Below are 22,634 nucleotides of genomic sequence, written 5' to 3'. Positions count from 1 at the left end.
CTTATTTCGAAGCGTTCACCATGTAATCGACTGCGGCTTTCACGTCAGCATCCGGCGCGTTCGATCCACCTTTCGGCGGCATCGCGCCCTTGCCCTTGAGCGCGTAGTTGTAGACGGTGTCCATCGAATCTTTCAGGCGCGGCGCCCAGGCTTCCTTGTCGCCGAACTTCGGCGCGCCGAGCACGCCTGCCGCGTGACACGCCTGACACACTTGCTCGTAGAGCGCTTTGCCTGCCTGCGAGTTATCGGCGCTCTGTGCGCCTGCGGCGGGCGCTGCGGCTTGCGGCACCGAAGCCAGCGCGGCGACTGCGGCCGCTGCCTGCGCATTGTCATTCGATGCAGCCGGTGCGGATGCAGCCGCTGCCGCTGTCGCCGCGCCCGGCGCGGGCTGTGCGGGTTCGGGGAATTTCGCCCCGCCATCGTTCGCCATGTAGACGACCGCACGCGCGATTTCGAAGTCGGAGTAATCGTCGGGACTGGTGCCGCCGCGCGCGGGCATCGCGCCCTTGCCGTTGAGCGCGTTATGCAGAAGCGCGTCGTAACCTTCGCTGATGCGCGGCGCCCAGGCGGCTGCATCGCCGAATTTGGGTGCGCCTGCGGTGCCGTTGGCGTGACACGCGGAGCAGACAGCCTTGAAGACTTCCTCGCCGGTTTTATAGACGCGCGGCGCGTTGGCATCGCGCACATCGACCTGCGCGGCCGGCGCGATCCGCTCATTCACTGATTGTTCGATATCGGTGCCGGCACCCGTTCGCGTCGAGTTATTCACATAGACCGCAAGCAGGATGATGATGGCAATCGGAACGCCGAACCCCGCGATAATCGCCGCGATAAGTTGGCCGGGCGTTTTGATCGGGGCTCCGTGGGGTGCTTCGCTCATGCTTGTCTCGTCTCCCGTTTTTAGTTTGGGTCGGTTCAGTGACAGCTTTGCGGATGCCCTTCGTTTAAATCATTGGATTCTCAGGGCACGGTCGATTATAGACGGAACGCTTAACGGCAGGCGCGGGGCGGCAGGCATGATGCGACGGGCGTTTACCCGAATCATGTGACGCATTCCGTGCCCACGCCCCGGCCTCGCGCGATGGACGTTTTCACGGAAAGCAGGTATCCTCTCGGATTCGCATGGCCCTTGCGGGCGCGCTTTTTGCAGCGTGTCTATCTTGCAAGTGCCTGTCAGATATAGATGCAGATGCGCCCGTAGCTCAATGGATAGAGTACTGCCCTCCGAAGGCAGGGGTTGCTGGTTCGATCCCAGCCGGGCGCGCCATACGGTGGACCAATCGGTAATCCCCTAGCCACCGTTCAGCGTCGTTCCATACTCAAATCCCATTTCCGCAAGCCACCTCCGGTACGCCAACGACATCCGGTCACTTCGCTGATGCAGTTCCGCATCGATCGCCAGCGGCAACTCCTTCGGCCACTGCGACTCCACGATCGGCGTGTCCTGCAGCAAGATCTCCATGTTGAAGTCGTAAAGCGCCTGATCGGAGTGAACAACGTCGTCCTCGTGGATGGAGACGAGCCACGCGCGCGTTTCCGTTCGCGTCACCGGCGATGCCACGAGCATGATATGCAACGCACCTTCGCCACCTGATGCCACTTTCGTCAACGTAGCGATCAACGGCCGTTTCACGCGATACACATACTCGATCATCGCACCGCCCTGACCCGGCATGCCGTTCGGCTGCCAATAGAAACACTGGCGCGCTTCGGGACCACCATCGGCGGAGGGCGAGACTTCGTAATCCGGTACTTCTGCGTGATCGCGCTCGCCCAGAATCCCGACATGCACGAACGAAAAGTGCGCCATATCCAGAAAATTCTCGACAACACGCGGCGCGGACGAGCGCACCGTCTGCGGCGCCAGATTGATGCGGCGTCCGCCTTCGATTGATGCCTCGGGGAAAAAATCGAGCGAATAGGCAGGCTGGCCGAAACTCATCCAGATCACGCCGTAGCGCTCCTCGGCCACGTAAGTGACGGCGCATGCGCGCTTCGGCGGCCTGAGCGCCGGGTTCGATGGAATATGCAGACACTGTCCTTCGATGTCGTACATCCAGCCGTGATACGGGCAGACGATCTGATCGCGCATCACGTGACCGAGCGACAACTGCGCGCCGCGATGCGGACAGTAATCGCGCCACACATGCGCCGTGCCGATACTGTCGCGCCACACGACGATGCGCGCATCCGCAACCATAAAGCCGCGCGCCTCGCTGTCGGGCACGTCGATGCTGTTGCAAACCGGCAGCCATTCGCCTGCAAGTGCATGGTGATCTGTCATGTGATCAAGCTCTTAAACATTTCGGTAAAAACGCCGTTATCTCGTTCGATAACCGTTCATACCCGAAAACCAGCGTTATCTCAAAAAGTAGCAAAATACCCACTCGCTCACGAAAACGAACCAGCGCGACGGGGCCAGCCGTATCAAGCGCACGAGAGCGGATAACAACAGCAGCAGTCACTGCGCAGGGGATGTCAGCAATGGAGCAGGCGCATCAACCGGTTCGCAGGCCGTCGGGCCTGGCGTGGGCCGGGCAAGGTAATCCCGAGCGGGAGCAGGCCGCGCTGCGCGTTTGGATGGGCGCAGCGGTTTTGCTGGCCTATGGCGCGTACGCGTGGCGCTTTCCGTCGCATGAAGCGATGCTCGTTACGCGCGTGATCGCCATGTACGTGTGCTACGGCGCGGGGACCTTGCTGCTCGTGAATCGCGTATCGTCGGCGTCGGGCAAGCGGCTGACGATGACGACCATCGTCGATCAAAGCTTTGTCGGGCTGCTGCTTGCCGTCGGCGGCGCGGCCGCGTTGCCGCTGCTCTGGGCGATGTTCTGGTTTCTTATCGGCGCGGGTTGTCGCTATGGCAAGCGCACGCTGGCGCTGTCTTGTGCGACGGCGCTTCTCGTCGTGATCGGGCTGGCGTGCTGGCAGCCGTGGTGGATCGTGAATCGGCCGATTGCGTTCGGGCTTGGGCTGAGCGTGCTCGCGGCATCGGTGTATCTGAGCGTGCTGGTCGATCGGCTCGGCAACGCCAATCGCGATCTCGCGCGGCAGGCATCGACCGATCCGCTTACCGGTTTGTCGAATCGATACGCGCTGGAACGCATCATCGATCAAAGCGGCAATGACAGCGCCGCGCTTCTGCTGATCGATCTCGACGGCTTCAAGGAAGTGAACGATACCTACGGCCACGCCGTCGGCGACATGTTGCTTCAATCGTTCGCGCAACTGCTCAAGCGCAAGACGCGCAATTCGGATTCCGTCGCGCGCCTGGGCGGCGATGAGTTCGTCGTGCTCGCGCGCAACGTACGCGATCGCGGCGCAGTGCTCGCCGTCACCGACGATATCCATTCCATGCTCGCGTCCATCACCACGGTGCAGGAACGTTCGGTGAACGTATCGGCGAGTATTGGCGCGTGCTTGCTGTCGAGCGCGGCTGAAGCGCATCAGCCCGGCATGAGCGCCGTGCTGCGCGCAGCCGACCGGGCGATGTATCGCGCGAAAAGTCTGGGCGTCGGCAAGACGGTGTTTGCGGAAACGCGGGACTTTGAACTGCATTGAAACTGCATTGAAAAACGCGCGGCATGTTTCCATGCCGCGCGCTCTTTTTAACAACCACTCACGCTTCGATACTAGTCCACGACTGCTCACGCAACTTCGTACGCAGACGCGCGACCGCCTGGCTATGCAACTGGCACACGCGCGATTCGCTGACTTCCATCACCGCGCCGATTTCGCGCAGATTCAACCCCTTCTCGTAGTACAGCGACATCAGCAGCTTTTCGCGTTCCGGCAACTTGTCGATGGCTTCGATCAGCGCACCGCGCAGGCTGTCGTCCAGCAGCGCCGACAGCGGGTCCGAACGATCGACGCAGTAGCGGTCGAGGAACGGCTCGTCGTCCGCCGAGCGATCGAAGTCTTCGTAGTAGATCAACTGGCTGCCGTGCAGGTCTTGCAGCATCGACTGATATTCGTCGAGCGGCAGATTCATATGCTCGGCGATTTCCTGCTCGCTCGCGCTGCGGCCAAGGTTCTGCTCCACCTTGTGTACCGCCGATTCCACTTCGCGCGAAGTCTTGCGCATGCTGCGCGGGAGCCAGTCGTTGGCACGCAGCTCGTCGAGCATCGCGCCGCGAATCCGCTGGCTGGCGTACGTTTCGAACTGTGCGCCTTGATCTTCCTTGTAGCGGCTCGCCGCATCCATCAAACCGATCATGCCGGCCTGGATCAGATCGTCCAGATCGACGCTCGCCGGCATCTTGGCAACGAGCTGAAGTCCCAGTCGGCGAACGAGCGGCGCGTAGCGCGTCAGCACTTCAGACTGTGAGAGCTTTCCTTGGGCGTTATACATCTTGGTCACCTTAACTTAGTCACATCGACGCCGTGCTGCTCAATGCATCGCCGGAAACGGGAGCGCGTAGTGCGCTGCCGCCCGGCTGCTTTCGTCAGACTCGCCAACCGAATATCGCGCGTCATTCTGGTCTTGCGCTTCGCCGCGAACATACGGCGCGGGACGCATCGGCCAAAACAGAAGCTCGGCTGCAATGCGGCGGTAGTCGCGTGCCGCGGCCGTAGCCGGGAACGCATCGACCGCGCAGCGGGAGAGCTCTTTCGCCCGAGCGACGCGCGCATCCTCGGACACATACCCTGCCTGCACGAGCGATACAGCCAGATACCGGCTTGCCACGCCCGACAGGTTCTCGAAGGCGATCGCTGCATCGGCCGGGTCCTGCACGTGATTGATCAACACGCGGAACTGGCCGATCGCGTGGGCGTAGTGCAAGCGCTTCATGCACGCGTACGCCTCGGTGATCGCCGACGCGGCTACCCGCGTCACCATCAGAAAATCATGCGCCTGTGCGCCCAGCGACGAGAGCGCGCCGTTGCGATCGAGTTGCGCATCGATCAGCACGATATCGGCGGCGCCGTCGAGCAGCGCGCGGCATTGCGCGGCGTCGTGGCTGATGCGCTCATCGCGCGGGGCCGAAATCAGCGAAAAACCCAGCGACGTGCGCGTGATCGATTCCGTCAGCGTGCGGCGGCCCGACATCACCGCGGCGAACGCGCCCGAATCCTGCACATGCGTCAGCTCGCTCACCGAACCTGCGGGCTGCTGCTCGTCGATCACCAGCACGTCCTTGCCATGCGCGGCCAGCGCCGCTGCGAGATTCACCACCGCCGACGTGCATCCGATGCCCGTCGGTCCACCGACAACCGCCACCACGCGCGATCCCGAACGCGTCAGCAGCCTGCGAAGGCCTTCCGCCTGATCGAGCACGTACTTATCCAAAGTGCACTCCGTCGAGTTCGGTCGTGGCACGCGCGGACAATGCGGAGAGCAGTGCCGGCACTTCGTCGTCCTGCGGCACGAACGGCGAACCGTCGCGCGGAATGCAGAACGCACTCTTGATGAGGAATCGCCGGGTGGCGACGTACAAGTTCTCCGGCACCTTCTGTCCGGTCGATACGTAATGCACCGGCAGCTTGTAGCGAATCACCGTATCGAGCACGCCGCCCAGGTTGGTGGCTTCGTCGAGCTTGGTCAGAATCACGCCAGCGAGATTCGGCTGATCCGGCGAGCTTTGGTAGGCCTGAACGACTTCGTTGAGCGTGTCGCCGTGGCTGGTTGCGTTGAGCAGCAGAATGCGTTGCACCGGCTGGCCCGCGCCGCACAGCATCGCGATCTGGTCGGAAACCATGCGGTCGCGCTGGCTCATGCCGATCGTATCGATCAGCACGATATGTTTGTTGCGCAACTCAGTCAGCGCGAGTTGCAGATCGGCGGCGTCCTTCACCGCATGGACCGATACACCGAGAATCTTGCCGAAGATGCGCAGTTGTTCGTGTGCGCCGATCCGGTAGCTGTCCGTCGTCAGCAGCGCGACCTTGCTGGCGCCGGAGCGCATCACGCAGCGCGCGGCGAGCTTGGCCGTCGTAGTGGTCTTGCCGACGCCCGTCGGGCCCATCAGCGCGAACACACCGCCGCGTTCCATCAGCGCGTCTTCGCTGTCCATCACCGGCAGGTTCGATTCGATCACTTGCTGGACCCACTCGAACGCTGCTTCGAAATTCGCCATTTCCGGCATGTTGTCCACGATCATGCGCACCATCTGCGCCGAGAAACCGGCGGAGAACAGACGCTTCGTGAGTTGACCGTTGATCGGGCTGCGGCGTTGGCGCTCGCCCCATATCAAACCGGAGAAGTGCTCTTCCATCATGTCGCGCATGGAGGAGAGTTCGCCCATCACGGTTTCGTTGACGAGCTGTTCCATGCGCGTGCGGATCGCGTCCGTCACGGCGGCGGCGGCGTTCGCGGGCAGACCTTCGAGGCCGGCGGGTGCTTTCTGCGCGGCCGGTTGCGGCTGGCCTTCGCTGGCGTTGATCTTGGCGGCAGCGCGGCGTGCGGCGACTTGCGCGGCTTCGCGCGCCCATTCCGGGGTTTCGACTTTTTGCGGTGCTTGTTGCTGAACCGGCTTTTGTGCGCGCGGTGCGTGTTGTTGCGGCTGTTGCTGTTGAACGGCTTCCTGCTTTTCGATGATCGGCGCAGGCGCAATCGGGAGTTCCGACGGCGTGACCGGCACGCCCATGCCGCGAGCGATCGCAGCCGAAGGCGTCAGCGGACGATTCGACGGCAGTCCGCCGTTCGCCTGCTGCGCGATGCGCTTCGCATGCTCGATCAGCCACGGATTCGAATCGGCCATCGTGCGCGGGGCTTCTTCGTCGATGTCGTCATCGGCGTCGCTGTTATTGCCGAACACCGACGAGAACACATCGCCGCTGGCGTACGGATTGGCGGGCGTCTGCTTTGCGGCGGCGGCAGCGGCGGCCGCTGCGGCTTGCGCCAGCGCGGCGCGCGGCGTCGTGCTCGGGAACACGGCGGGCGGCTCGCTCGGAGCCATCGGCGCGGGGGAAATCGTGGCGAGATCGCTTTCTGCTACGGCGACGATTTCGACGGAGCCATCATCGAGCGTACGGTTGGAGAGGACAGCGGCATCGGGGCCGAGCGCTTCACGAACCTGGCGCAGTGCGTCACGGCTGTTCGCGCCGATGAATTTACGAATGTTCAAACTGGGCCCCCGATGAGGTAAGAGCGATCGTTGCGAGGCGGGTGGTACTGCTTTATTTCCGTACCCGCTTTTCAGTGAAGCCATTATTGCGAAGAACCCCGATGGTCTATCGCTGGATAAAGGAGGGGAAAAAGGGGTATTTCGGCTGATGGAAGCCGTGCGGAAACTTTGACGCGGGCGTTCTTTCCGATTTTCATCGGCAAAAGATTCCGCCTTTGAATCAATGGGTGCGCGTACGATTAAGGCCCTACGCCTATACCAAAGGAGATGTCTGCGCATGTCGTCCGCTGATCAAACCACCGGTGCGCGCCTCGTCGTCGATGCGCTCGTTCATCACGGCGTCGAACGCGTGTTCTGCGTGCCCGGCGAGAGCTTTCTCGCGGTGCTCGATTCTCTGCACGATGAAACCGACCAGATTCAGACCATCGTTTGCCGGCACGAGGCGGGCGCGGCGAACATGGCGGAAGCCGTCGGCAAATTGACGGGGCGGCCGGGCGTGGCGGTCGTCACGCGCGGTCCGGGCGCGACGCACGCGTCCATCGGCGTACATACGGCCTTTCAGGATTCCACGCCGATGATCCTGCTGATCGGCCAATGCGCGCGCGATCATATGGATCGCGAGGCGTTTCAGGAGATCGACTATCGGCGCATGTTCGGGCAGATGGTGAAGTGGGTCGCGCAAATCGACGATCCGCGCCGCGTGCCTGAATATATGAGTCACGCGTTTCATGTCGCGACCGCCGGGCGGCCTGGTCCGGTCGTGCTCGCGCTGCCGGAAGATATGCTCACCGAATTAGTCGATGCCGCCGCGCCCGCGCCCGCGTATCAGCGCGTGGCGGCGTCGCCGTCTTCAGCGCAGATGGAGCGTTTAGGCGAGTTGCTTTCCAGCGCGAAGAAACCGCTCGTCATTGCAGGCGGAAGCGGCTGGACGTCGGACGCGACGCAGGACTTCGCGCGCTTCATCGAACGATGGAAACTGCCGGTCGGCTGCGCGTTCCGCTATCAGGACACGCTGAACAACGAGCATCCGAACTATGCGGGCGATGTCGGCCTCGGCATCAATCCGGCGCTCGCCGCGCGCATCCGCGATGCCGATGTGCTCTTCGTGCTCGGCCCGCGCATGGGCGAATCGACGACAGGCGGTTACACGCTGCTCGAGATCCCGAAGACAAAGCAGACGCTGATCCACGTGCATCAGGGTGCCGAGGAACTCGGCCGCGTGTACAGCGCGGATTTGCCGATCGTCTCGGGTATGCCGGAAATCGCGTCCTTGCTGGCCGAGTTGGAACCGCCCGCGCAGATCGCGTGGGAAGGCAGCGCCGAAACCGCGCACGCGGCTTATATCGAATGGCGCAAACCGCGTCCCATGCTCGGCGATGTCCAGCTCGGCGAGATCATGCGTCAACTCGCCGAAAAGATTCCCGCCGATTCAATTCTTACCAACGGCGCGGGCAATTACGCGACGTGGCTGCATCGGCACTATTCGTATCGACAGTTCCGCTCGCAGGTTGCGCCGACCAGTGGCGCGATGGGTTACGGCGTGCCCGCGGCAATTGCGGCGAAGTCGCTTTATCCGGATCGCACGGTGATCGCGTTTGCTGGCGATGGCTGCTTCATGATGTCCAGCCACGAAATCGCCACGGCGATGCAGTATGAATTGGCGGTGATTTTTATCGTCGTGAACAACGCGCAGTTCGGCACGATCCGCATGCATCAGGAGCGGCATTACCCGAATCGCGTGCATGGAACGGGGCTGACCAATCCGGACTTCGTCGCGTATGCGAAGTCGTTCGGCGCGCATGGCGAACGCGTCGAGACGACGGATGCATTCATGCCTGCGTTCGATCGCGCGGTGGCTTCGGGTTTGCCTGCTGTGATCGAAATTCGGATTCCGCAGGATCAAAGCACGCCCGCCGCGACGCTCGAACAAATTCGCCAGCAAGGCAAGCGATAACGGATAAGCTTTCGTTTTGCTTGCGATCCATTCCCGGTGCCAGTAGAGTAGTCAGCTCGAAACCACCGGGAGTTAGCGATGCTTAAGATTTTGGCTTTGTCGTTGGCAGTGAGTTTTTCGGGCGCGGCGTTCGCGAAGGCGGATTGCACGGCGCATCCGAAAAGCGAGTGGATGAAGGAATCGGATGCCAAGGCGCAGCTTGAATCGCAGGGCTACAAGATTCGCAAGTTCAAGGTCGATGGCAACTGCTACGAAATCTACGGGCACGACAAGGATGGCAAGAAAGTCGAGATTTACTACGACACCAAGACGCTTGCCGTCGTGAAATCGGAAGTGGAATGACGCGCGTGAAGGTCTGGGACGCGTGGGTGCGGCTCACGCACTGGACCGTCGCGGGCATCGTTTTGTGGAATCTGTTCGGGCCGACGGATTCGGTGCATCGGCTGCTGGGATATGCGGCGGCTTTTTTGGTCGCGGCGCGCTTGGTCTGGGGCTTTATCGGTTCGCAGTACGCGCGGTTTTCGGCTTGGTGGCCAACGGGTTCGCATCTGCGTGAATACGTGCGGTCTCTCGTCGATGGCACGCCTTTGCATCATGTTTCGCACAATCCGCTCGGCGCGCTGATGGCGCTTTTATTGTGGCTGTTGATAATCGCGCTCGGCGTGTCCGGCTGGATCATGCGGCTCGATGCGTTCTGGGGCGAAGACTGGCCGCAAGAAATTCACACATGGCTTTCCATCGCGCTCGAGGTTTGCGTGTGCGTGCATATCGCGGCGGCGGTGTTGATGAGTGTGTGGACGCGGGAGAATCTGATTAAGGCGATGGTGACCGGATATAAGCGCATCGGAAAAATGTCACGTTAGTTTGCCGTTTGGCAACTTCAATTCAGCATCCTGCACTATTAATTCAGTGCGGTCGTTTTGGATAATCGAATTCGACTCTCCGAATCACGAGAGCTGATTCGACATATCAGGAGCGACAGGACGATGCCCCACACAGTCAGGCAATTGACCAAGATCGGCGTTTTCTACGACGGCAATTATTTCGCCACCGTTAGCCGGTTCTACAAATATCAGCACGACGCGCAGGCGTGGATTTCCATTCGCGGATTGCATGAGTTCATTCGCTGCCGCGTGGCAAAGGCAGAACGGCTCGACTATCACAATTGCCAGATCATCGACGCCCATTACTTTCGCGGCCGCTTTTCCGCGCAGCAATGCGTAGAGAAAGGCGAAAACCTGCTTTATCACGAGCGCGTGCTGGACGACATTCTCATGCGCGCCAATGTCACCGCGCACCATCTGCCGATGAACGCGATGGGCAAGGAGAAAGGCATCGACGTATGGCTGGCGCTGGAAGCGTTCGAGCTATCCATCTACAAGCATTTCGATGTCGTGGTGCTCGTCGCGGGCGACAGCGACTACATTCCGCTTGCGCGCAAACTCAAGACGCTCGGCATCCGCGTCATGGTGCTGGGATGGTCGATTTCCTATGAGATCAACGGCGAACCGAGAGGCACCACGCCGAGCCAGATGCTGCTCAAGGAAGTCAGTTATCCGATACTGATGTCCGACGTGATCGACGGAATAGACACGGCGGACAGCGACGACGAGAAGGAAGCCGTACGCGGGCTTTTCCCGCCGCGCCCCGATCAGCCGCAGCGCGCGGACGAAGAGCCATCGTGGAAATCCGGCGCTATCGTGAAATTGAAGAAGGGCTTCGGCTTTATCAATCCGGGCAATCTGTTCTTCTTTTACGGCGCACTCATCGATGCCGACTTCGACGATCTGCACGAAGGCATGCCGGTAACGTTCCAGGCGGGCATCGGCAGCAAAGGGCAACCGGCTGCGCTGAAGGTCAAAACGGAACCCGACGTGCCGCCGCAGTAATAAAAACGGCCCGGATGCTTTCGCATGCCGGGCCGTTTTACGCAGTCAGCAGAACTGGCGCTTACTTTCCGCCCACGCTCTGCAACGTCGTCCACTTACCGCCAACGACCTTATATAGCGTGATGCCGCCGTTCTTCAGATCGCCCTTCGAGTCATACGCGAGATGCTTGGCGGTCACGCCCTGCATATCCGTCTTCGCCAGGAACGGCAGATACTTCGCCGGATCGGTCGAGTTGGCGGCCTTCATCGCATTGAACATGGCCATCGCGCCGTCATAGGCGTACGGCGAGTACGTTTCGACGTCTTCGTTGAAGCGCTTCTTGTACTTCGCCTGATAGTCCGCGCCACCCGGCATTTCGTTCATCGGCAAGCCAGCCAGCGATGCCACCGTGCCATCCGCCGCGTCGCCCGCGATCTTGATGAACGTGTCGGTCTTGACCATTTCGCCTGCCATCAGCGGCGCGCGGAAGCCGAGCGACTTCATTTGCTTGGCCATCGGGCCGGCTTGCGAATCGGCGCCGCCGTAGTACACGAGGTCCGGATTCGTTGCCTTGATCTTGGTGAGAATCGCCTTGAAATCGACGGCCTTGTCATTCGTGAATTCGCGATCGACGATATTGCCGCCCGCAGCCTTCGCGGCCTTCTCGAACTGGTCGGCGAGACCCTGGCCGTATGCCGTGCGGTCATCGACGATAGCGATCTTCTTCACCTTCAGGTTCTTCACCGCGAATTCGCCCGCGACCGAACCTTGCTGCGTGTCCGAGGTCATCATGCGGAACGCGGTCTTGAAGCCCTGCGTGGTGTATTCCGGAGCCGTCGCCATTGCGATTTCCGGGATGCCCGCGTTCGCGTAAATGCGCGATGCCGGGATCGTGGTGCCCGAGTTGAAGTGGCCGAGCATGCCCTTGATGCCGTCATCGACCAGACGTTGCGCTACGGTCGTGCCCGTGCGCGGGTCGGCCTGATCGTCCGCCGAATCCAGCACGATACGCACCGGCTTGCCGCCGATCACCGGCTTGGTCGCGTTGAAATCTTCGATCGCGAGCGTGATGCCGTTCTGCATATCCTTGCCGTAGTGCGCCTGCGCGCCCGTCAGCGGCGCGGCAAAACCCACCTTCACGTCTTCGGCCGACTGGGCGAATGCGGTCCCCGCGAACGACAGGCCGGCAATGGTCATCGCTGCTGCCAGCTTGGTCATCGTGTGCTTCATAGCTTCTCCTGGTACACCAACATGAATGGCAGCTTCGCCGTGCGTGCCGCCGTCTGATTTATCTGATCCGAGCGCCGGAGTGTGTGCTTCAACCGATCGTCATCAAATTCGCATTGCCGCCTGCCGCCGCCGTGTTCACGCTCACCGAGCGTTCCGTCAGCAGACGTTCGAGCGCGTAGTCTTCGCCGTCATGATCGGCGTCGGCGAATGCGCCCGCCGCCACGCCCTGCACCGATACGATCGGTCCCGGACGCTTGGCGACTTCCTTTACGAGTGACAGCAGTTCGTCGCTGTCACCTTCGAACAGCACGGCATCGAAGTCTTCGCCGGCTTTCCGAACACTTGCGTACGGTTTGAGCGATGCAGGCAACACTGCCGCCAACTGTTCGCCCGCCGATCCGCTGAACAACGCGCGGTTGCCGGTCGCGAGCACCGCCGCGAACTGGGCGCGCGCGCCGCTTTCCGTCGATGCCACGCACAACACCGTGCCGCGTGCGCCGAGCGTGTAGGTGTTGCGCTCGCCGGTCGGGCCGTTGAGCACGGCGGTCGCGCCGGCCAGAACGTGCTGCAAGTAACCATCGCAGCGTGCGGCGGTGTGCGGGTCGCGCTCGCCGATCGACCAGTCGCGGAACGCGGTCAACGCCGTTGCCGGTGCGTCTTTCGATGCCGCCTGATCCACGATCAGCGTGCTCGCCAGCGACTTCGGCAAACCGGTCGGGCGCTTGGCCAGCAGGCGTTGCAGATACAGCGCGCCACCCGCCTTCGGACCTGTGCCCGACAAACCTTCGCCGCCGAACGGCTGCACGCCGACCACCGCGCCGATCACGTTCCGATTCACATAAATATTGCCCACATGCGCGCGCGAAATCACATGCGCGATGGTTTCATCGATTCGTGTATGGATGCCGAGCGTCAGGCCATAACCCGTCGCCCGAATTTGGTCGAGGAGTTTATCAAGATTGGATCGGCGATAACGGATCACGTGGAGCACGGGACCGAACACTTCACGCTTCAATTCGTCGATGCTGTCGAGTTCGATCAGCGTCGGCGGCACAAAGGTGCCTTGCGCGCACGCGTCCGGCGCATCGAGTTGCGTGACCTTGCGGCCCTTGTCGCGCATCGACGCGACGTGCGCTTCGATACCGGTTTTCGCTTCGGCATCGATCACCGGGCCGACGTCGGTCGAGAGGCGATCCGGGTTGCCGACCGCGAGTTGCTGCATCGCGCCGGTCAGCATTTCGAGCGTGCGGTCGGCGACGTCGTCTTGCAGGCAGAGCACGCGCAGCGCCGAGCAACGCTGACCAGCCGAATCGAACGATGACTGCATCACGTCCGCGACGACTTGTTCAGCGAGCGCCGACGAATCGACAATCATCGCGTTCTGGCCGCCGGTTTCGGCGATCAGCGGAATCGGGCGGCCGTCGGCGTCCAGCCGTTCAGACAGCGTCTTGTTGATGAGGCGCGCGACTTCGGTCGATCCGGTGAACATCACGGCGCGCGTGCGAGCATCGGCAACCAGCGCCGCGCCGACGGTTTCGCCATCGCCCGGCAGCAACTGGACCGCGCCTGCGGGCACGCCGGCTTCGCGCAGAATACGCACGGCCTGCGCGGCGATCAGCGGCGTTTGTTCGGCGGGCTTGGCAAGCACGGGATTACCGGCAGCGAGCGCGGCAGCAACCTGACCCATGAAAATCGCCAGCGGGAAATTCCACGGGCTGATACAGACCACCGGACCGAGCGGGCGATGCGTATCGTTCGAGAATTCGCCGCGAATTTGCGCCGCGTAGTAGCGCAGGAAATCGACGGCTTCGCGGATTTCGGCAATCGCATTCGCCAGCGATTTGCCCGCTTCGCGCACGACGAGACCCATCAGCGTGTGCATTTGCGCTTCGAGCAGATCGGCGGCGCGCGCGAGGCAATCGGCGCGGTCATCGACGGGCGTGGCTTGCCAGATCGGCGCGGCGGCAACTGCATTGGCAAGCGCCGCACTCACTTGTTCCGATGATGCCTCCACCACCACGCCGACCAGATCGCGCAGATCGGCCGGATTGCGGATATCGCGCGCAGGCTTGCCGTTTTCGATGATCGTGCCGCCTTCCAGCATCGGCTCCGCGCGCCACGGATGATTCGTACTCGCCAGCAATGCCGACGACAACGACGCCAGCCGATGCTCGTTCGAGAGATCGAGGCCCATCGAATTGAGACGCTCATCGCCATACAACTGACGCGGCAGCGCGATCTTCGCGTGCGGCGCGCCCAGCGGCGTGATCTTCTGCGCTTCGTCGATCGGATCTTCGACGAGATCCTTCACGGGGATGGTTTCATCGGCGATTCGGTTTACGAACGATGTGTTCGCGCCGTTTTCCAGCAGACGCCGCACGAGATACGCGAGCAGCGTTTCGTGCGTGCCGACCGGCGCATACACGCGACACGGCCGGTTCAGCTTGTCGCGGCCCGTGACTTCCTCGTACAGCGGCTCGCCCATGCCGTGCAGACACTGGAACTCGTACTGGCCGGGATAGTAGTTCTGACCCGCGAGGTGATAAATGGCCGACAGCGTGAACGCGTTGTGCGTGGCAAATTGCGGATAAACCGCATCCGGCGCGCCGAGCAGTTTCTTCGCGCAGGCGAGGTACGAAATGTCCGTGTAGATCTTGCGCGTGTAGACCGGATAGCCTTCGAGACCATCGACCTGAGCGCGCTTGATTTCGCTGTCCCAATACGCGCCCTTCACAAGGCGAATCATCAAACGATGACGGCTGCGGCGCGCGAGATCGATCAGGTAGTCGATCACGAACGGGCAGCGCTTCTGATACGCCTGAATCACAAAGCCGATACCGTTCCAGCCCGCGAGTTCGGCATCGAAACACAGCGCTTCGAGCAAATCGAGCGAAATTTCCAGCCGATCCGCCTCTTCCGCGTCGATATTCAGACCGATGTCGTAGCGACGCGCAAGCAACGCCAGCGCACGCACACGCGGCAGCAGTTCGTTCATCGTGCGTTCTTGTTGCGAACGCGAGTATCGCGGATGCAGCGCGGACAGCTTGATGGAAATGCCCGGACCTTCGTAGATGCCGCGCCCGCCCGCTGCCTTGCCGATCGCGTGAATCGCCTGTTCGTACGATGCGTAGTAGCGCTGCGCGTCTTCTTCGGTCGTGGCCGCTTCGCCGAGCATGTCGTACGAGTAGCGGAAGCCGCGCGCTTCGAACTTGCGGCTGTTGGCCAGCGCTTCGGAAATGTTTTCGCCGGTGACGAACTGCTCGCCCATCAGGCGCATCGCCATATCGACGCCCTTGCGGATCAGCGGTTCGCCGCCGCGTCCGATCAATCGCGTCAGCGCCGACGACAAACCGGCTTCGCTGTTCGTCGTGACGAGCTTGCCGGTAATCATCAAGCCCCACGTCGCCGCGTTCACGAACAGCGACGGCGCCTGGCCCATATGCGATTTCCAGTCGCCCTTGCTGATCTTGTCGCGGATCAGCGCATCGCGCGTGGCGCGGTCGGGAATGCGCAGCAGCGCTTCGGCGAGACACATCAGCGCGACGCCTTCCTGACTCGACAGCGAGAATTCGTGGATCAAGCCTTCGACGCCGCCGCCCTTGCTCTTCGCACGCAACGCTTCGACGAGCTTGGTCGCGAGCTTTTCGGTTTCCGCGCTGACAGTCGCGGGCAAGCGCGCCTGACCGATCAGAAACGGCACGCACCCCGGCTCCGGCCGCCGATACGCCGCCGTGATCGCCGCGCGCAACACCGACTGCGGCTGCACGTTCTGCGCGAATTCGAGGAAGGGCGTGGGCGCGCCTTCTTCGTAGGAATCGGCGGGCGTGGTATCGCTCATTTCGGACGAGCCGTTCGCGCCCGACAGCTCGGGCGGCAACTGACCATGCTCGATGCGCTCGAGGTAGGCAAAAATCGCCTGTTTGATCAGCCAGTGCGGGGTGCGCTCGAGTCGCGTGGCCGCGTCTTTCAGACGGGAACGCAGCAGATCATCGACTTTCACGCCAAGGGTTGTGCTCGCCATATTTCCTTCGTTTGCCGGTCGTCGATACCCGGCGGATGACCGAAAAGTTGGCGAATCCTACTCCGCTGCAAAAAAAGGTGCAACCGAGAATTTCTCTAGGGTTGCACCATCTTGAAACCCTTGCCCCACAAGGTTTTGCCCGGTGCACCACGGGCTGGCGAATGGCGTTTGTCGCCTAGTAGATTCCCTAATCTAAATATTTTTGGGACAACGCCCTAAGTAAGCACTCGTGTGCCGCCGATATAAACGCAGGTGAGCGCCAATCAACGCGCGACATTCCGCGGATGGACCACCGCGGCATATTTATAACGAGGGCACGATCATGAACACTTGGATGGTAATCGCCAGCATTTGGGTGCTGTTCGCTTTCTGCGTGGTGCTGTTCGTACGCGGCGCGTCATCGCGCGTCGAGCGCAAGGAAGAAGCGCGTGATGCAGCACCGCGCGGCGCGGATGTATCGCGCGTGAAGGTCTGATCTCAAACGTCGAGCGGATCGACTTCCACGTTCCACCGCAGCACGCCCCTGAGCGTGCGAAGAACCGGCTGCCAGGCGCGCAGCGCGGTTTGCAACGCGGCTCTTGAGCCGCTCTCCAGCAGTAGCTGGGCGCGATGCACGTTAAATACCTTGACGATCGTCAGCGGCACCGCGTCGTACACGGTCACTCGGTCCGCGCCGGGCAACGACGCAAACGTTTCCGCAGCCTCTCCCAGAAACTTCAACGCAGCTTCGAGCGTGCGGCCTTCGGCTCGCAACATCGCCTGATAGACGAATGGCGGCAGGCGCGCATCGCGGCGCTCACTCAAGGTCGAATTAGCAAATCCCACGTAATCCTGACGCGATAACGCCTGATAAAGCGCGTGCCGCGGATAGCGCGTCTGGATCATCACTTCGCCGGGCAATCCTGCGCGGCCGGCGCGACCGCTGACCTGAATCAGTTGCGCGAAAAGCCGTTCGCTGGCGCGAAAGTCGTGGGAGAACAGCGCGGTGTCGGCGTTGAGCACGCCGACCAGCGTGACGCGGCGGAAATCGTGCCCTTTCGCGATCATCTGCGTGCCGACGAGGATATCGACTTCGCCCGCGTGGACGTCAGAGAACAACGCCTGCGCGCTGCCTTTGCGACGCGTGCTGTCGGCATCGATACGCAATACGCGCGCGCCCGGCACCACGCTCGCGAGCGTTTCTTCGACGCGTTGCGTGCCGCGTCCCATCGGCGCGATATCGATGTTGCCGCAGTCCGGGCACGACTTCGGTATGCGCGATTCCCAGCCGCAGTGATGGCATCGCAGCGCGCGTTCGGGCTTATGCAGAACGGCGTAGGCGCTGCATCGCGGACAGCCGGCGACCCAGCCGCAGGCATCGCATGAAAGAATGGGCGCGTAGCCGCGTCGATTCAGGAAAACGAGGCTTTGCTCGCCGCGTTCCAGACGCGATTTCAACGCGGCGATCAGCGGTCCTGACAAGCCATCGACCGATGCGCGTCCGCGCTGGCGTTCCTGCTCCAGATCGATCAGGCGCACTTCCGGCAACACCGCATCCGCGACGGCGCGGCGCGTGAGCGTCAGACGGGTGTATCGGCCCTGCTCCGCCTGCCACCAGCTTTCCAGCGACGGCGTCGCCGATCCGAGCACGACCGGAATGCCCAACTGCTTCGCACGATAGATGGCCAGATCGCGCGCGGAATAGCGCAGACCTTCCTGCTGCTTGTAGGCGGGATCGTGTTCCTCATCGACGACGATCGCGGCGAGATTCGGCATCGACGAAAGAATGGCGAGGCGCGTGCCGAGCACGATCCGCGCGCTGCCGGTATGCGCCGCCAGCCAGTTGCGCGCGCGTTCGCCTTCGGCCAATCCGCTGTGCATCGTGACGATGGAACCGGCCGCGAGCGCCGAAAATCGCGCGCGAAACGCGGCTTCGAACTGCGGCGTGAGGTTGATTTCGGGCACGAGGACGAGCGCCTGCGCGTCGGGTTTCACGGCCAGCAAGGCGGCGAGCGCGTGCAGATAAACCTCGGTTTTGCCGCTGCCCGTCACGCCGTGAAGCAGAAACGGCGCGAAACCCCGCGAATGGGCAATCGAATCGACGGCGTCGCGCTGTTCGTCGGTGAGAACGGGAAGCGTGACCGCGCATTCGAGCGATTCCGGCGCAGCATCGTCCGGCGGCGCGAGTTCGATCCAGCCGCGCGTCAGCCATTCATCGAACGTAGCGGCGGCTTTAGGATGAAGCGCGCGCGCATCGGACAAACCCAGCGAACGTTCCGATGCGAGCGCGTCAGCCAATCTTCGCAACGCACTTGCCCGCGCGGGCAAACTTTCGGGTAGACTCTCGCGCCCTGTAGCCAACAGGCGATATCGCGGCTCGACGGCAAGCAGGCGATTCCACCGCGAGGCATCGCGGAGCGCTTGCGGGAGCGCGGGGAGCGCGACTTCGCCCAAGCCGCGCTGATAGTACTCGGCGGCGAACGCGGCGAGCGTGATCCAGTCGGCGGAAAGCGGAGTCAGGGCATCGCAGAGTGCGGCGACGGCGCGGATTTTGTCGGCGGGGACATCGGTGGATAACGTGACTTCGCAGATCAGCCCGACGACTTCGCGCCGGCCAAACGGGACGAGCACGAGTTGGCCGACGGCGGGCGGCGCACTCAGCGCGTACCGATAGTCGAACAGCGCGGGCATAGGCTGATCGACGGCAACCCGTACGAATAGCTCGGTCATTGCGCGCGGCCCGCCGGCAAGGCGTTCGACAATGACGAAAGACTTAGCGCGACGAAGTTAAAGTAAAACATCAGAATCGCCGGTAAACCGCAGATTATTTTTAAGTTTCCGTTGCTTTCCACAGGCCTGTGGATAACTTTGTTGAGAAGTGCGTCCGCCATCGCCGCAAACAATGACACGATTCGTTTATGCGGCTTAGCCCACACTTCGGGCAACGTTCATAAAATCAGTTGAAAATCAGGTACTTAGTGGACGCATAGCAGAGATTTATTAGCTGCTTTCGGCCATACGTCTGATGGCGCGCCGCAGCGAACAAAATGTGCATAAGTCCGTCTTGACTTCCGGCGACACCGCGAACAGCGGGCGATTCCGGCGCTGACAGGCAGCGCGGATGCGTCGCTATTGGGACGCTGACGGGACGCACGCGCTGCGCTGCGCTGCGCTGCAACATCAAATTGTCAGGATGTTTTCGATGCGCGGATCGCGCGGCTATGCGAATGCACTTCATCGACCAGTTCGGCGACGTGTTCAGGCGGCGTGAACTGCGAAATGCCGTGGCCCAGATTGAAAACGTGGCCCGGATGATTCCCGAAACTGTCCAGCACGTTGCGCGCTTGTTCGCGAATCGCGGCGGGCGGGGCGAACAGCACAGTCGGATCGATATTGCCTTGTAGTGCGACGCGCGCGCCGACCTTCTCACGCGCGATGCCGAGATTCATCGTCCAGTCGAGTCCGACAGCATCGACGCCCGTATCGGCGATTTGTTCCAGCCACAGGCCGCCGCCCTTCGTAAAGGTGATGACCGGTACGCGCGCGCCGTCGTGCTCGCGCTTCAGCCCCGCGACCACCTTGGCGATGTAATCCAGCGAGAAACGTTGATACGCGCCGTCCGCGAGTGCGCCGCCCCACGTGTCGAAGATCATCACGGCTTGCGCGCCCGCTTCGATCTGCGCGTTGAGATATGCAGTCACGGCCTGCGCGTTGATATCGAGAATGCGGTGCATCAGGTCTGGACGCGAATAAGCCATCGACTTGACCGTGCGGTGATCGTCCGAACCGCCGCCTTCGACCATGTAGCACGCGAGCGTCCACGGACTGCCCGAAAAGCCGATCAGCGGCACGCGCTGTCGGCCTTGCGCGTCGGTGAGCGCGCGGCGAATCTCGCTCACCGCGTCCGTCACGTACGACAGCGTTTCGCCGATATCCGGCACCGCGAGGCGCTTCACATCGTCTTCAGTACGCACGGTGCGCTCGAAACGCGGGCCTTCGCCCTGCACGAAATTCAGACCGAGGCCCATCGCGTCGGGCACGGTGAGGATGTCGGAGAAGAGAATCGCGGCATCGAGCGGATAGCGGTCGAGCGGCTGAAGCGTCACTTCCGTCGCGTAGTCCGGGTTCTTCGCCAAGCCGAGAAAGCTGCCCGCGCGGGCGCGCGTGGCGTTGTACTCCGGCAGATAGCGGCCCGCCTGACGCATCAGCCAGATCGGCGTGTAGTCGGTGGGCTGGCGCAGCAGCGCGCGAAGAAAGGTGTCGTTCAGGAGAGTGTGGGCCACGTCGCTCGGTGCTTTGCTTGAAGGCGGAATCATTCATTCTACCGGAGCGAGTTCGTAAACTTCGACGGTTTTGCCTATGCCATTTGACCGAGTGGGCAGCGGCGCGCGGCATCGATATGATCGGCAGGTCGTCACAACTAAAACCGGAGAATCGATGAAACGCTCGTGCCTTGCCGCTTTGTTGATGTTGCTGTGCGCTGCTTTCGATGTAAACGCGCAGACGGTCGAGACCGGTTCGGTTTCCGCCGCCAAGACGGTGCCGGCGAGCGTGCCCGCTACGCCGCCTCCGGCACCCGTCGCGCCGCAATCGCATCTCGATCAAGTGCTCGTGAGTCTGCGCCTGCGCGTCTGCACGACCGGCGACTACAAGCCGTATTCCTTTCTGCGACCGGACGGGCAGTTCGAGGGCATCGATATCGACATGGCGGAGAGTCTTGCCAAATCGCTCGGCGTGAAAGCCGAATACGTGAAAACGTCGTGGTCGAATCTGATGAATGATTTCATCGCTAAGTGCGATATCGCGGTCGGCGGGGTATCGACCACGCTCGAGCGGCAGAAGCGCGCGTTCTTCACCGCGCCATATATGGAAGACGGCAAGACGCCGATCGTCCGCTGCGACGACAAGGACAAATATCAGACCGTCGAGCAGATCGACCAGCCGAACGTGCGGACCATCGTCAATCCGGGCGGCACGAACGAACGCTTCGCGAAGCAATTCTTCCCGCACTCGCATTTGATTGAATATCCCGACAACGTGACCATCTTCAAGCAGATTCTCGACGGCAACGCCGATGTCATGGTCACCGACGCGTCGGAAACGCTGTTGCAGCAGAAGCTGAATCCCGGTCTGTGTTCGGTGCATCCGGACAAGCCGTTTCAGTTCGGCGAGAAGGCGTACTTGCTGCCGCGCGGCGATGTCGCGTGGCAGCAGTACGTCGATCAATGGCTGCATCTCTCCCGATCGACGGGCGAGTTTCAGGGTGTTGTGGATAAGTGGTTGAAGTAGCGCAGGCTTTTCTTCAGCCGCGCATGAGTTCGCCCGCTCGCACCGCGATCTTGTGCAGCCAGCCCGCGGCGGCCTCGGATTGCGGATGCATGCGACCGAAGCCGTGCGTCATATCGTGCGCGTCGATCAGTTCGGCGCGACCGCCGTTCGCTTCAAGGAAGCGCTTGAGTTCGTAGGCGTCGTCGTAGAGCGGATCGAATGCAGCAGCGACGATCAGTGCGGGCGCTGGGGCGCGTTCGTACGGTTCGGCCAATGGGAATGCGCGGGTATCGTGGGCGTCGGGCTTGGCGGCATCGAGAAATTGCGCCCAGTACCAGTCCATTTCTTCGTTGGTGAGGCCGGGACCGTTCGCGTTTGCAATGCAACTCGGGCTTTCGAACTGCCGACGCATCACCGGATAAAGCAGCAATTGCAGTCCGACGAGGCCCGCCACGCGCTCATTCGCCCCGCGCGCCGCGACGACCGAAAGATGCGCGCCCGCACTGTCGCCGCCCACCGCGATCCTATCCGTCGCAAAACCGAGCCGCGATCGATGCTCCGCGAACCACATCAACGCGTCGAGGGCATCGTCGCACGGCGCGGGGAACGGATGTTCGGGCGCGAGGCGATAATCGACGCTGGCAATCGCGCACTGCGATTCGCGTGCAAGGCGAGCGATCAGCGCGTCGTGCGTGTCCAGGTCACCGACAACCCAGCCGCCGCCATGAAAATAGACCATCAGCGGCAATGGTCCGGTTGCGGCTTTCGGGCGATAGATCCGCGCGGCGAGTGTGCGGCCATCGAGCGGAACGTCGATACTATCGACGGCGATGGCATTGTCCCTTTCGGGCGCGTAAGCGCGGGCGACATCGCTGAATCGCTGCCTTACGGCCTGAGCATCGGCATTTCGCGCGAGCAGGGGAAATGCTTCCGCAACATTCCGATAGTATCTGAGCAGAGATTCGTCGATGGTCATGCGATTCTCCAGAGGTTTTAATCGGCGAGAATGACTTTCGGCAGGTGTTTGCGGGACGATTTCATACGTCCGCGCGTTCTATTTTCCGGACAAATAAGAATAAGCGCATTGATCCGAAAAACGGCAAATTTTCGTTCGTCATACTCGATCGAATGAACGACGGAAATAACAAACAACTTATGCACGTAAAAGAGCCGATTCGCGCGAGAAAATTTATCGGAAGCCTTATGGGACGGGGGTTACAACCTGAAACACTTTGTTACGGCGACGCCG

At 61.8% G+C, this 22,634-nt stretch carries 17 protein-coding genes and 1 tRNA gene; 8 read left to right on the top strand and 10 right to left on the bottom strand.

Annotated features, from left to right (window positions below):
• Position 1 precedes the first annotated feature (1 nt).
• Positions 2-880: a cytochrome c5 family protein gene (locus P7F28_RS24805; protein ID WP_277187418.1), complete on the bottom strand. Its 879-nt coding sequence runs from the start codon at positions 878-880 to the stop codon at positions 2-4.
• 311 nt (positions 881-1,191) lie between these two features.
• Here P7F28_RS24805 and P7F28_RS24800 point away from each other — a divergent pair.
• Positions 1,192-1,267: transfer RNA gene (locus P7F28_RS24800), tRNA-Arg, on the top strand.
• 24 nt (positions 1,268-1,291) lie between these two features.
• Here the strand turns inward: P7F28_RS24800 and P7F28_RS24795 are convergent.
• Positions 1,292-2,284, bottom strand: a complete 993-nt coding sequence (locus tag P7F28_RS24795; RefSeq protein ID WP_277187417.1) for an aromatic ring-hydroxylating dioxygenase subunit alpha — start codon at positions 2,282-2,284, stop codon at positions 1,292-1,294.
• Between the two features lie 191 nt (positions 2,285-2,475).
• Here P7F28_RS24795 and P7F28_RS24790 point away from each other — a divergent pair, with 191 nt between their 5' ends.
• Positions 2,476-3,558: a diguanylate cyclase gene (locus P7F28_RS24790; protein WP_277187416.1), complete on the top strand. Its 1,083-nt coding sequence runs from the start codon at positions 2,476-2,478 to the stop codon at positions 3,556-3,558.
• 58 nt (positions 3,559-3,616) lie between these two features.
• Here the strand turns inward: P7F28_RS24790 and P7F28_RS24785 are convergent, their stop codons facing one another.
• The 3 genes from P7F28_RS24785 to flhF are packed head-to-tail and all read right to left on the bottom strand — an operon-like array spanning position 3,617 to position 7,064.
• Entirely contained in the window at positions 3,617-4,348 is a 732-nt protein-coding gene (locus P7F28_RS24785; protein ID WP_277187415.1) for an RNA polymerase sigma factor FliA, read from the bottom strand.
• A gap of 39 nt (positions 4,349-4,387) precedes the next feature.
• The gene (locus tag P7F28_RS24780; protein ID WP_277187414.1) at positions 4,388-5,287 is read right to left on the bottom strand and encodes a MinD/ParA family protein; all 900 of its coding nucleotides are present in this window, start codon (positions 5,285-5,287) and stop codon (positions 4,388-4,390) included.
• Positions 5,280-7,064 carry a flagellar biosynthesis protein FlhF gene (gene flhF, locus P7F28_RS24775; RefSeq protein WP_277187413.1) on the bottom strand — a complete coding sequence of 595 codons (1,785 nt, stop codon included), beginning with the start codon at positions 7,062-7,064 and terminating at the stop codon, positions 5,280-5,282. Before flhF ends, P7F28_RS24780 begins: the two co-directional genes overlap by 8 nt.
• 277 nt (positions 7,065-7,341) lie before the next feature.
• On the opposite strand from flhF, the gene P7F28_RS24770 reads away from it, so the two are divergent.
• The 4 genes from P7F28_RS24770 to P7F28_RS24755 all read left to right on the top strand — a co-directional run bounded on the left by P7F28_RS24770 (position 7,342) and on the right by P7F28_RS24755 (position 10,907).
• Positions 7,342-9,018 (top strand): thiamine pyrophosphate-binding protein, encoded by a 1,677-nt coding sequence (locus tag P7F28_RS24770; protein ID WP_277187412.1) that lies wholly within the window; start codon positions 7,342-7,344, stop codon positions 9,016-9,018.
• Between the two features lie 78 nt (positions 9,019-9,096).
• Entirely contained in the window at positions 9,097-9,360 is a 264-nt protein-coding gene (locus P7F28_RS24765) for a PepSY domain-containing protein (protein WP_277187411.1), read from the top strand.
• On the top strand, positions 9,357-9,881 hold the full coding sequence (locus tag P7F28_RS24760) for a cytochrome b/b6 domain-containing protein (RefSeq protein ID WP_277187410.1): 525 nt from the start codon (positions 9,357-9,359) through the stop codon (positions 9,879-9,881). Before P7F28_RS24765 ends, P7F28_RS24760 begins: the two co-directional genes overlap by 4 nt.
• Before the next feature lie 123 nt (positions 9,882-10,004).
• Entirely contained in the window at positions 10,005-10,907 is a 903-nt protein-coding gene (locus P7F28_RS24755) for an NYN domain-containing protein (protein WP_277187409.1), read from the top strand.
• A gap of 61 nt (positions 10,908-10,968) precedes the next feature.
• Here the strand turns inward: P7F28_RS24755 and P7F28_RS24750 are convergent, their stop codons facing one another.
• Both P7F28_RS24750 and putA read right to left on the bottom strand, forming a co-directional pair.
• Entirely contained in the window at positions 10,969-12,117 is a 1,149-nt protein-coding gene (locus P7F28_RS24750; RefSeq protein ID WP_277187408.1) for a branched-chain amino acid ABC transporter substrate-binding protein, read from the bottom strand.
• An 88-nt stretch (positions 12,118-12,205) separates the two neighbouring features.
• Positions 12,206-16,138 carry a trifunctional transcriptional regulator/proline dehydrogenase/L-glutamate gamma-semialdehyde dehydrogenase gene (gene putA / locus P7F28_RS24745; RefSeq protein WP_277187407.1) on the bottom strand — a complete coding sequence of 1,311 codons (3,933 nt, stop codon included), beginning with the start codon at positions 16,136-16,138 and terminating at the stop codon, positions 12,206-12,208.
• 322 nt (positions 16,139-16,460) lie between these two features.
• On the opposite strand from putA, the gene P7F28_RS24740 reads away from it, so the two are divergent.
• Positions 16,461-16,613 carry a hypothetical protein gene (locus P7F28_RS24740; RefSeq protein WP_277187406.1) on the top strand — a complete coding sequence of 51 codons (153 nt, stop codon included), beginning with the start codon at positions 16,461-16,463 and terminating at the stop codon, positions 16,611-16,613.
• 2 nt (positions 16,614-16,615) lie between these two features.
• On the opposite strand, the gene P7F28_RS24735 is transcribed toward P7F28_RS24740, so the two are convergent.
• Positions 16,616-18,847 (bottom strand): primosomal protein N', encoded by a 2,232-nt coding sequence (locus P7F28_RS24735; RefSeq protein WP_277187405.1) that lies wholly within the window; start codon positions 18,845-18,847, stop codon positions 16,616-16,618.
• 458 nt (positions 18,848-19,305) lie between these two features.
• Positions 19,306-20,400 carry a uroporphyrinogen decarboxylase gene (hemE, locus tag P7F28_RS24730; RefSeq protein WP_277187404.1) on the bottom strand — a complete coding sequence of 365 codons (1,095 nt, stop codon included), beginning with the start codon at positions 20,398-20,400 and terminating at the stop codon, positions 19,306-19,308.
• 154 nt (positions 20,401-20,554) lie between these two features.
• Here hemE and P7F28_RS24725 point away from each other — a divergent pair, with 154 nt between their 5' ends.
• On the top strand, positions 20,555-21,406 hold the full coding sequence (locus tag P7F28_RS24725; protein WP_277187403.1) for a transporter substrate-binding domain-containing protein: 852 nt from the start codon (positions 20,555-20,557) through the stop codon (positions 21,404-21,406).
• A gap of 13 nt (positions 21,407-21,419) precedes the next feature.
• On the opposite strand, the gene P7F28_RS24720 is transcribed toward P7F28_RS24725, so the two are convergent.
• The gene (locus tag P7F28_RS24720) at positions 21,420-22,361 is read right to left on the bottom strand and encodes an alpha/beta hydrolase (protein ID WP_277187402.1); all 942 of its coding nucleotides are present in this window, start codon (positions 22,359-22,361) and stop codon (positions 21,420-21,422) included.
• Positions 22,362-22,634: the final 273 nt, after the last annotated feature.

Source organism: Caballeronia sp. BR00000012568055 (assembly GCF_029439455.1).
Classification (GTDB): Bacteria; Pseudomonadota; Gammaproteobacteria; order Burkholderiales; family Burkholderiaceae; genus Caballeronia.
Note: the sequence above shows the minus strand (reverse complement) of the source record. Positions and strands in the feature narration are given on the sequence as shown.

Bases quoted from the DNA above. Each gene is read 5' to 3' on its own strand.
- P7F28_RS24805 (WP_277187418.1), bottom strand. From the start codon at position 880: ATGAGCGAAGCACCCCACGGAGCCCCGATCAAAACGCCCGGCCAACTT.
- P7F28_RS24755 (WP_277187409.1), top strand. From the start codon at position 10,005: ATGCCCCACACAGTCAGGCAATTGACCAAGATCGGCGTTTTCTACGAC.
- P7F28_RS24725 (WP_277187403.1), top strand. From the start codon at position 20,555: ATGAAACGCTCGTGCCTTGCCGCTTTGTTGATGTTGCTGTGCGCTGCT.
- P7F28_RS24770 (WP_277187412.1), top strand. From the start codon at position 7,342: ATGTCGTCCGCTGATCAAACCACCGGTGCGCGCCTCGTCGTCGATGCG.
- P7F28_RS24795 (WP_277187417.1), bottom strand. From the start codon at position 2,284: ATGACAGATCACCATGCACTTGCAGGCGAATGGCTGCCGGTTTGCAAC.
- P7F28_RS24765 (WP_277187411.1), top strand. From the start codon at position 9,097: ATGCTTAAGATTTTGGCTTTGTCGTTGGCAGTGAGTTTTTCGGGCGCG.
- P7F28_RS24750 (WP_277187408.1), bottom strand. From the start codon at position 12,117: ATGAAGCACACGATGACCAAGCTGGCAGCAGCGATGACCATTGCCGGC.
- P7F28_RS24735 (WP_277187405.1), bottom strand. From the start codon at position 18,847: ATGACCGAGCTATTCGTACGGGTTGCCGTCGATCAGCCTATGCCCGCG.
- P7F28_RS24720 (WP_277187402.1), bottom strand. From the start codon at position 22,361: ATGACCATCGACGAATCTCTGCTCAGATACTATCGGAATGTTGCGGAA.
- P7F28_RS24760 (WP_277187410.1), top strand. From the start codon at position 9,357: ATGACGCGCGTGAAGGTCTGGGACGCGTGGGTGCGGCTCACGCACTGG.
- putA (WP_277187407.1), bottom strand. From the start codon at position 16,138: ATGGCGAGCACAACCCTTGGCGTGAAAGTCGATGATCTGCTGCGTTCC.
- P7F28_RS24740 (WP_277187406.1), top strand. From the start codon at position 16,461: ATGAACACTTGGATGGTAATCGCCAGCATTTGGGTGCTGTTCGCTTTC.
- P7F28_RS24785 (WP_277187415.1), bottom strand. From the start codon at position 4,348: ATGTATAACGCCCAAGGAAAGCTCTCACAGTCTGAAGTGCTGACGCGC.
- P7F28_RS24790 (WP_277187416.1), top strand. From the start codon at position 2,476: ATGTCAGCAATGGAGCAGGCGCATCAACCGGTTCGCAGGCCGTCGGGC.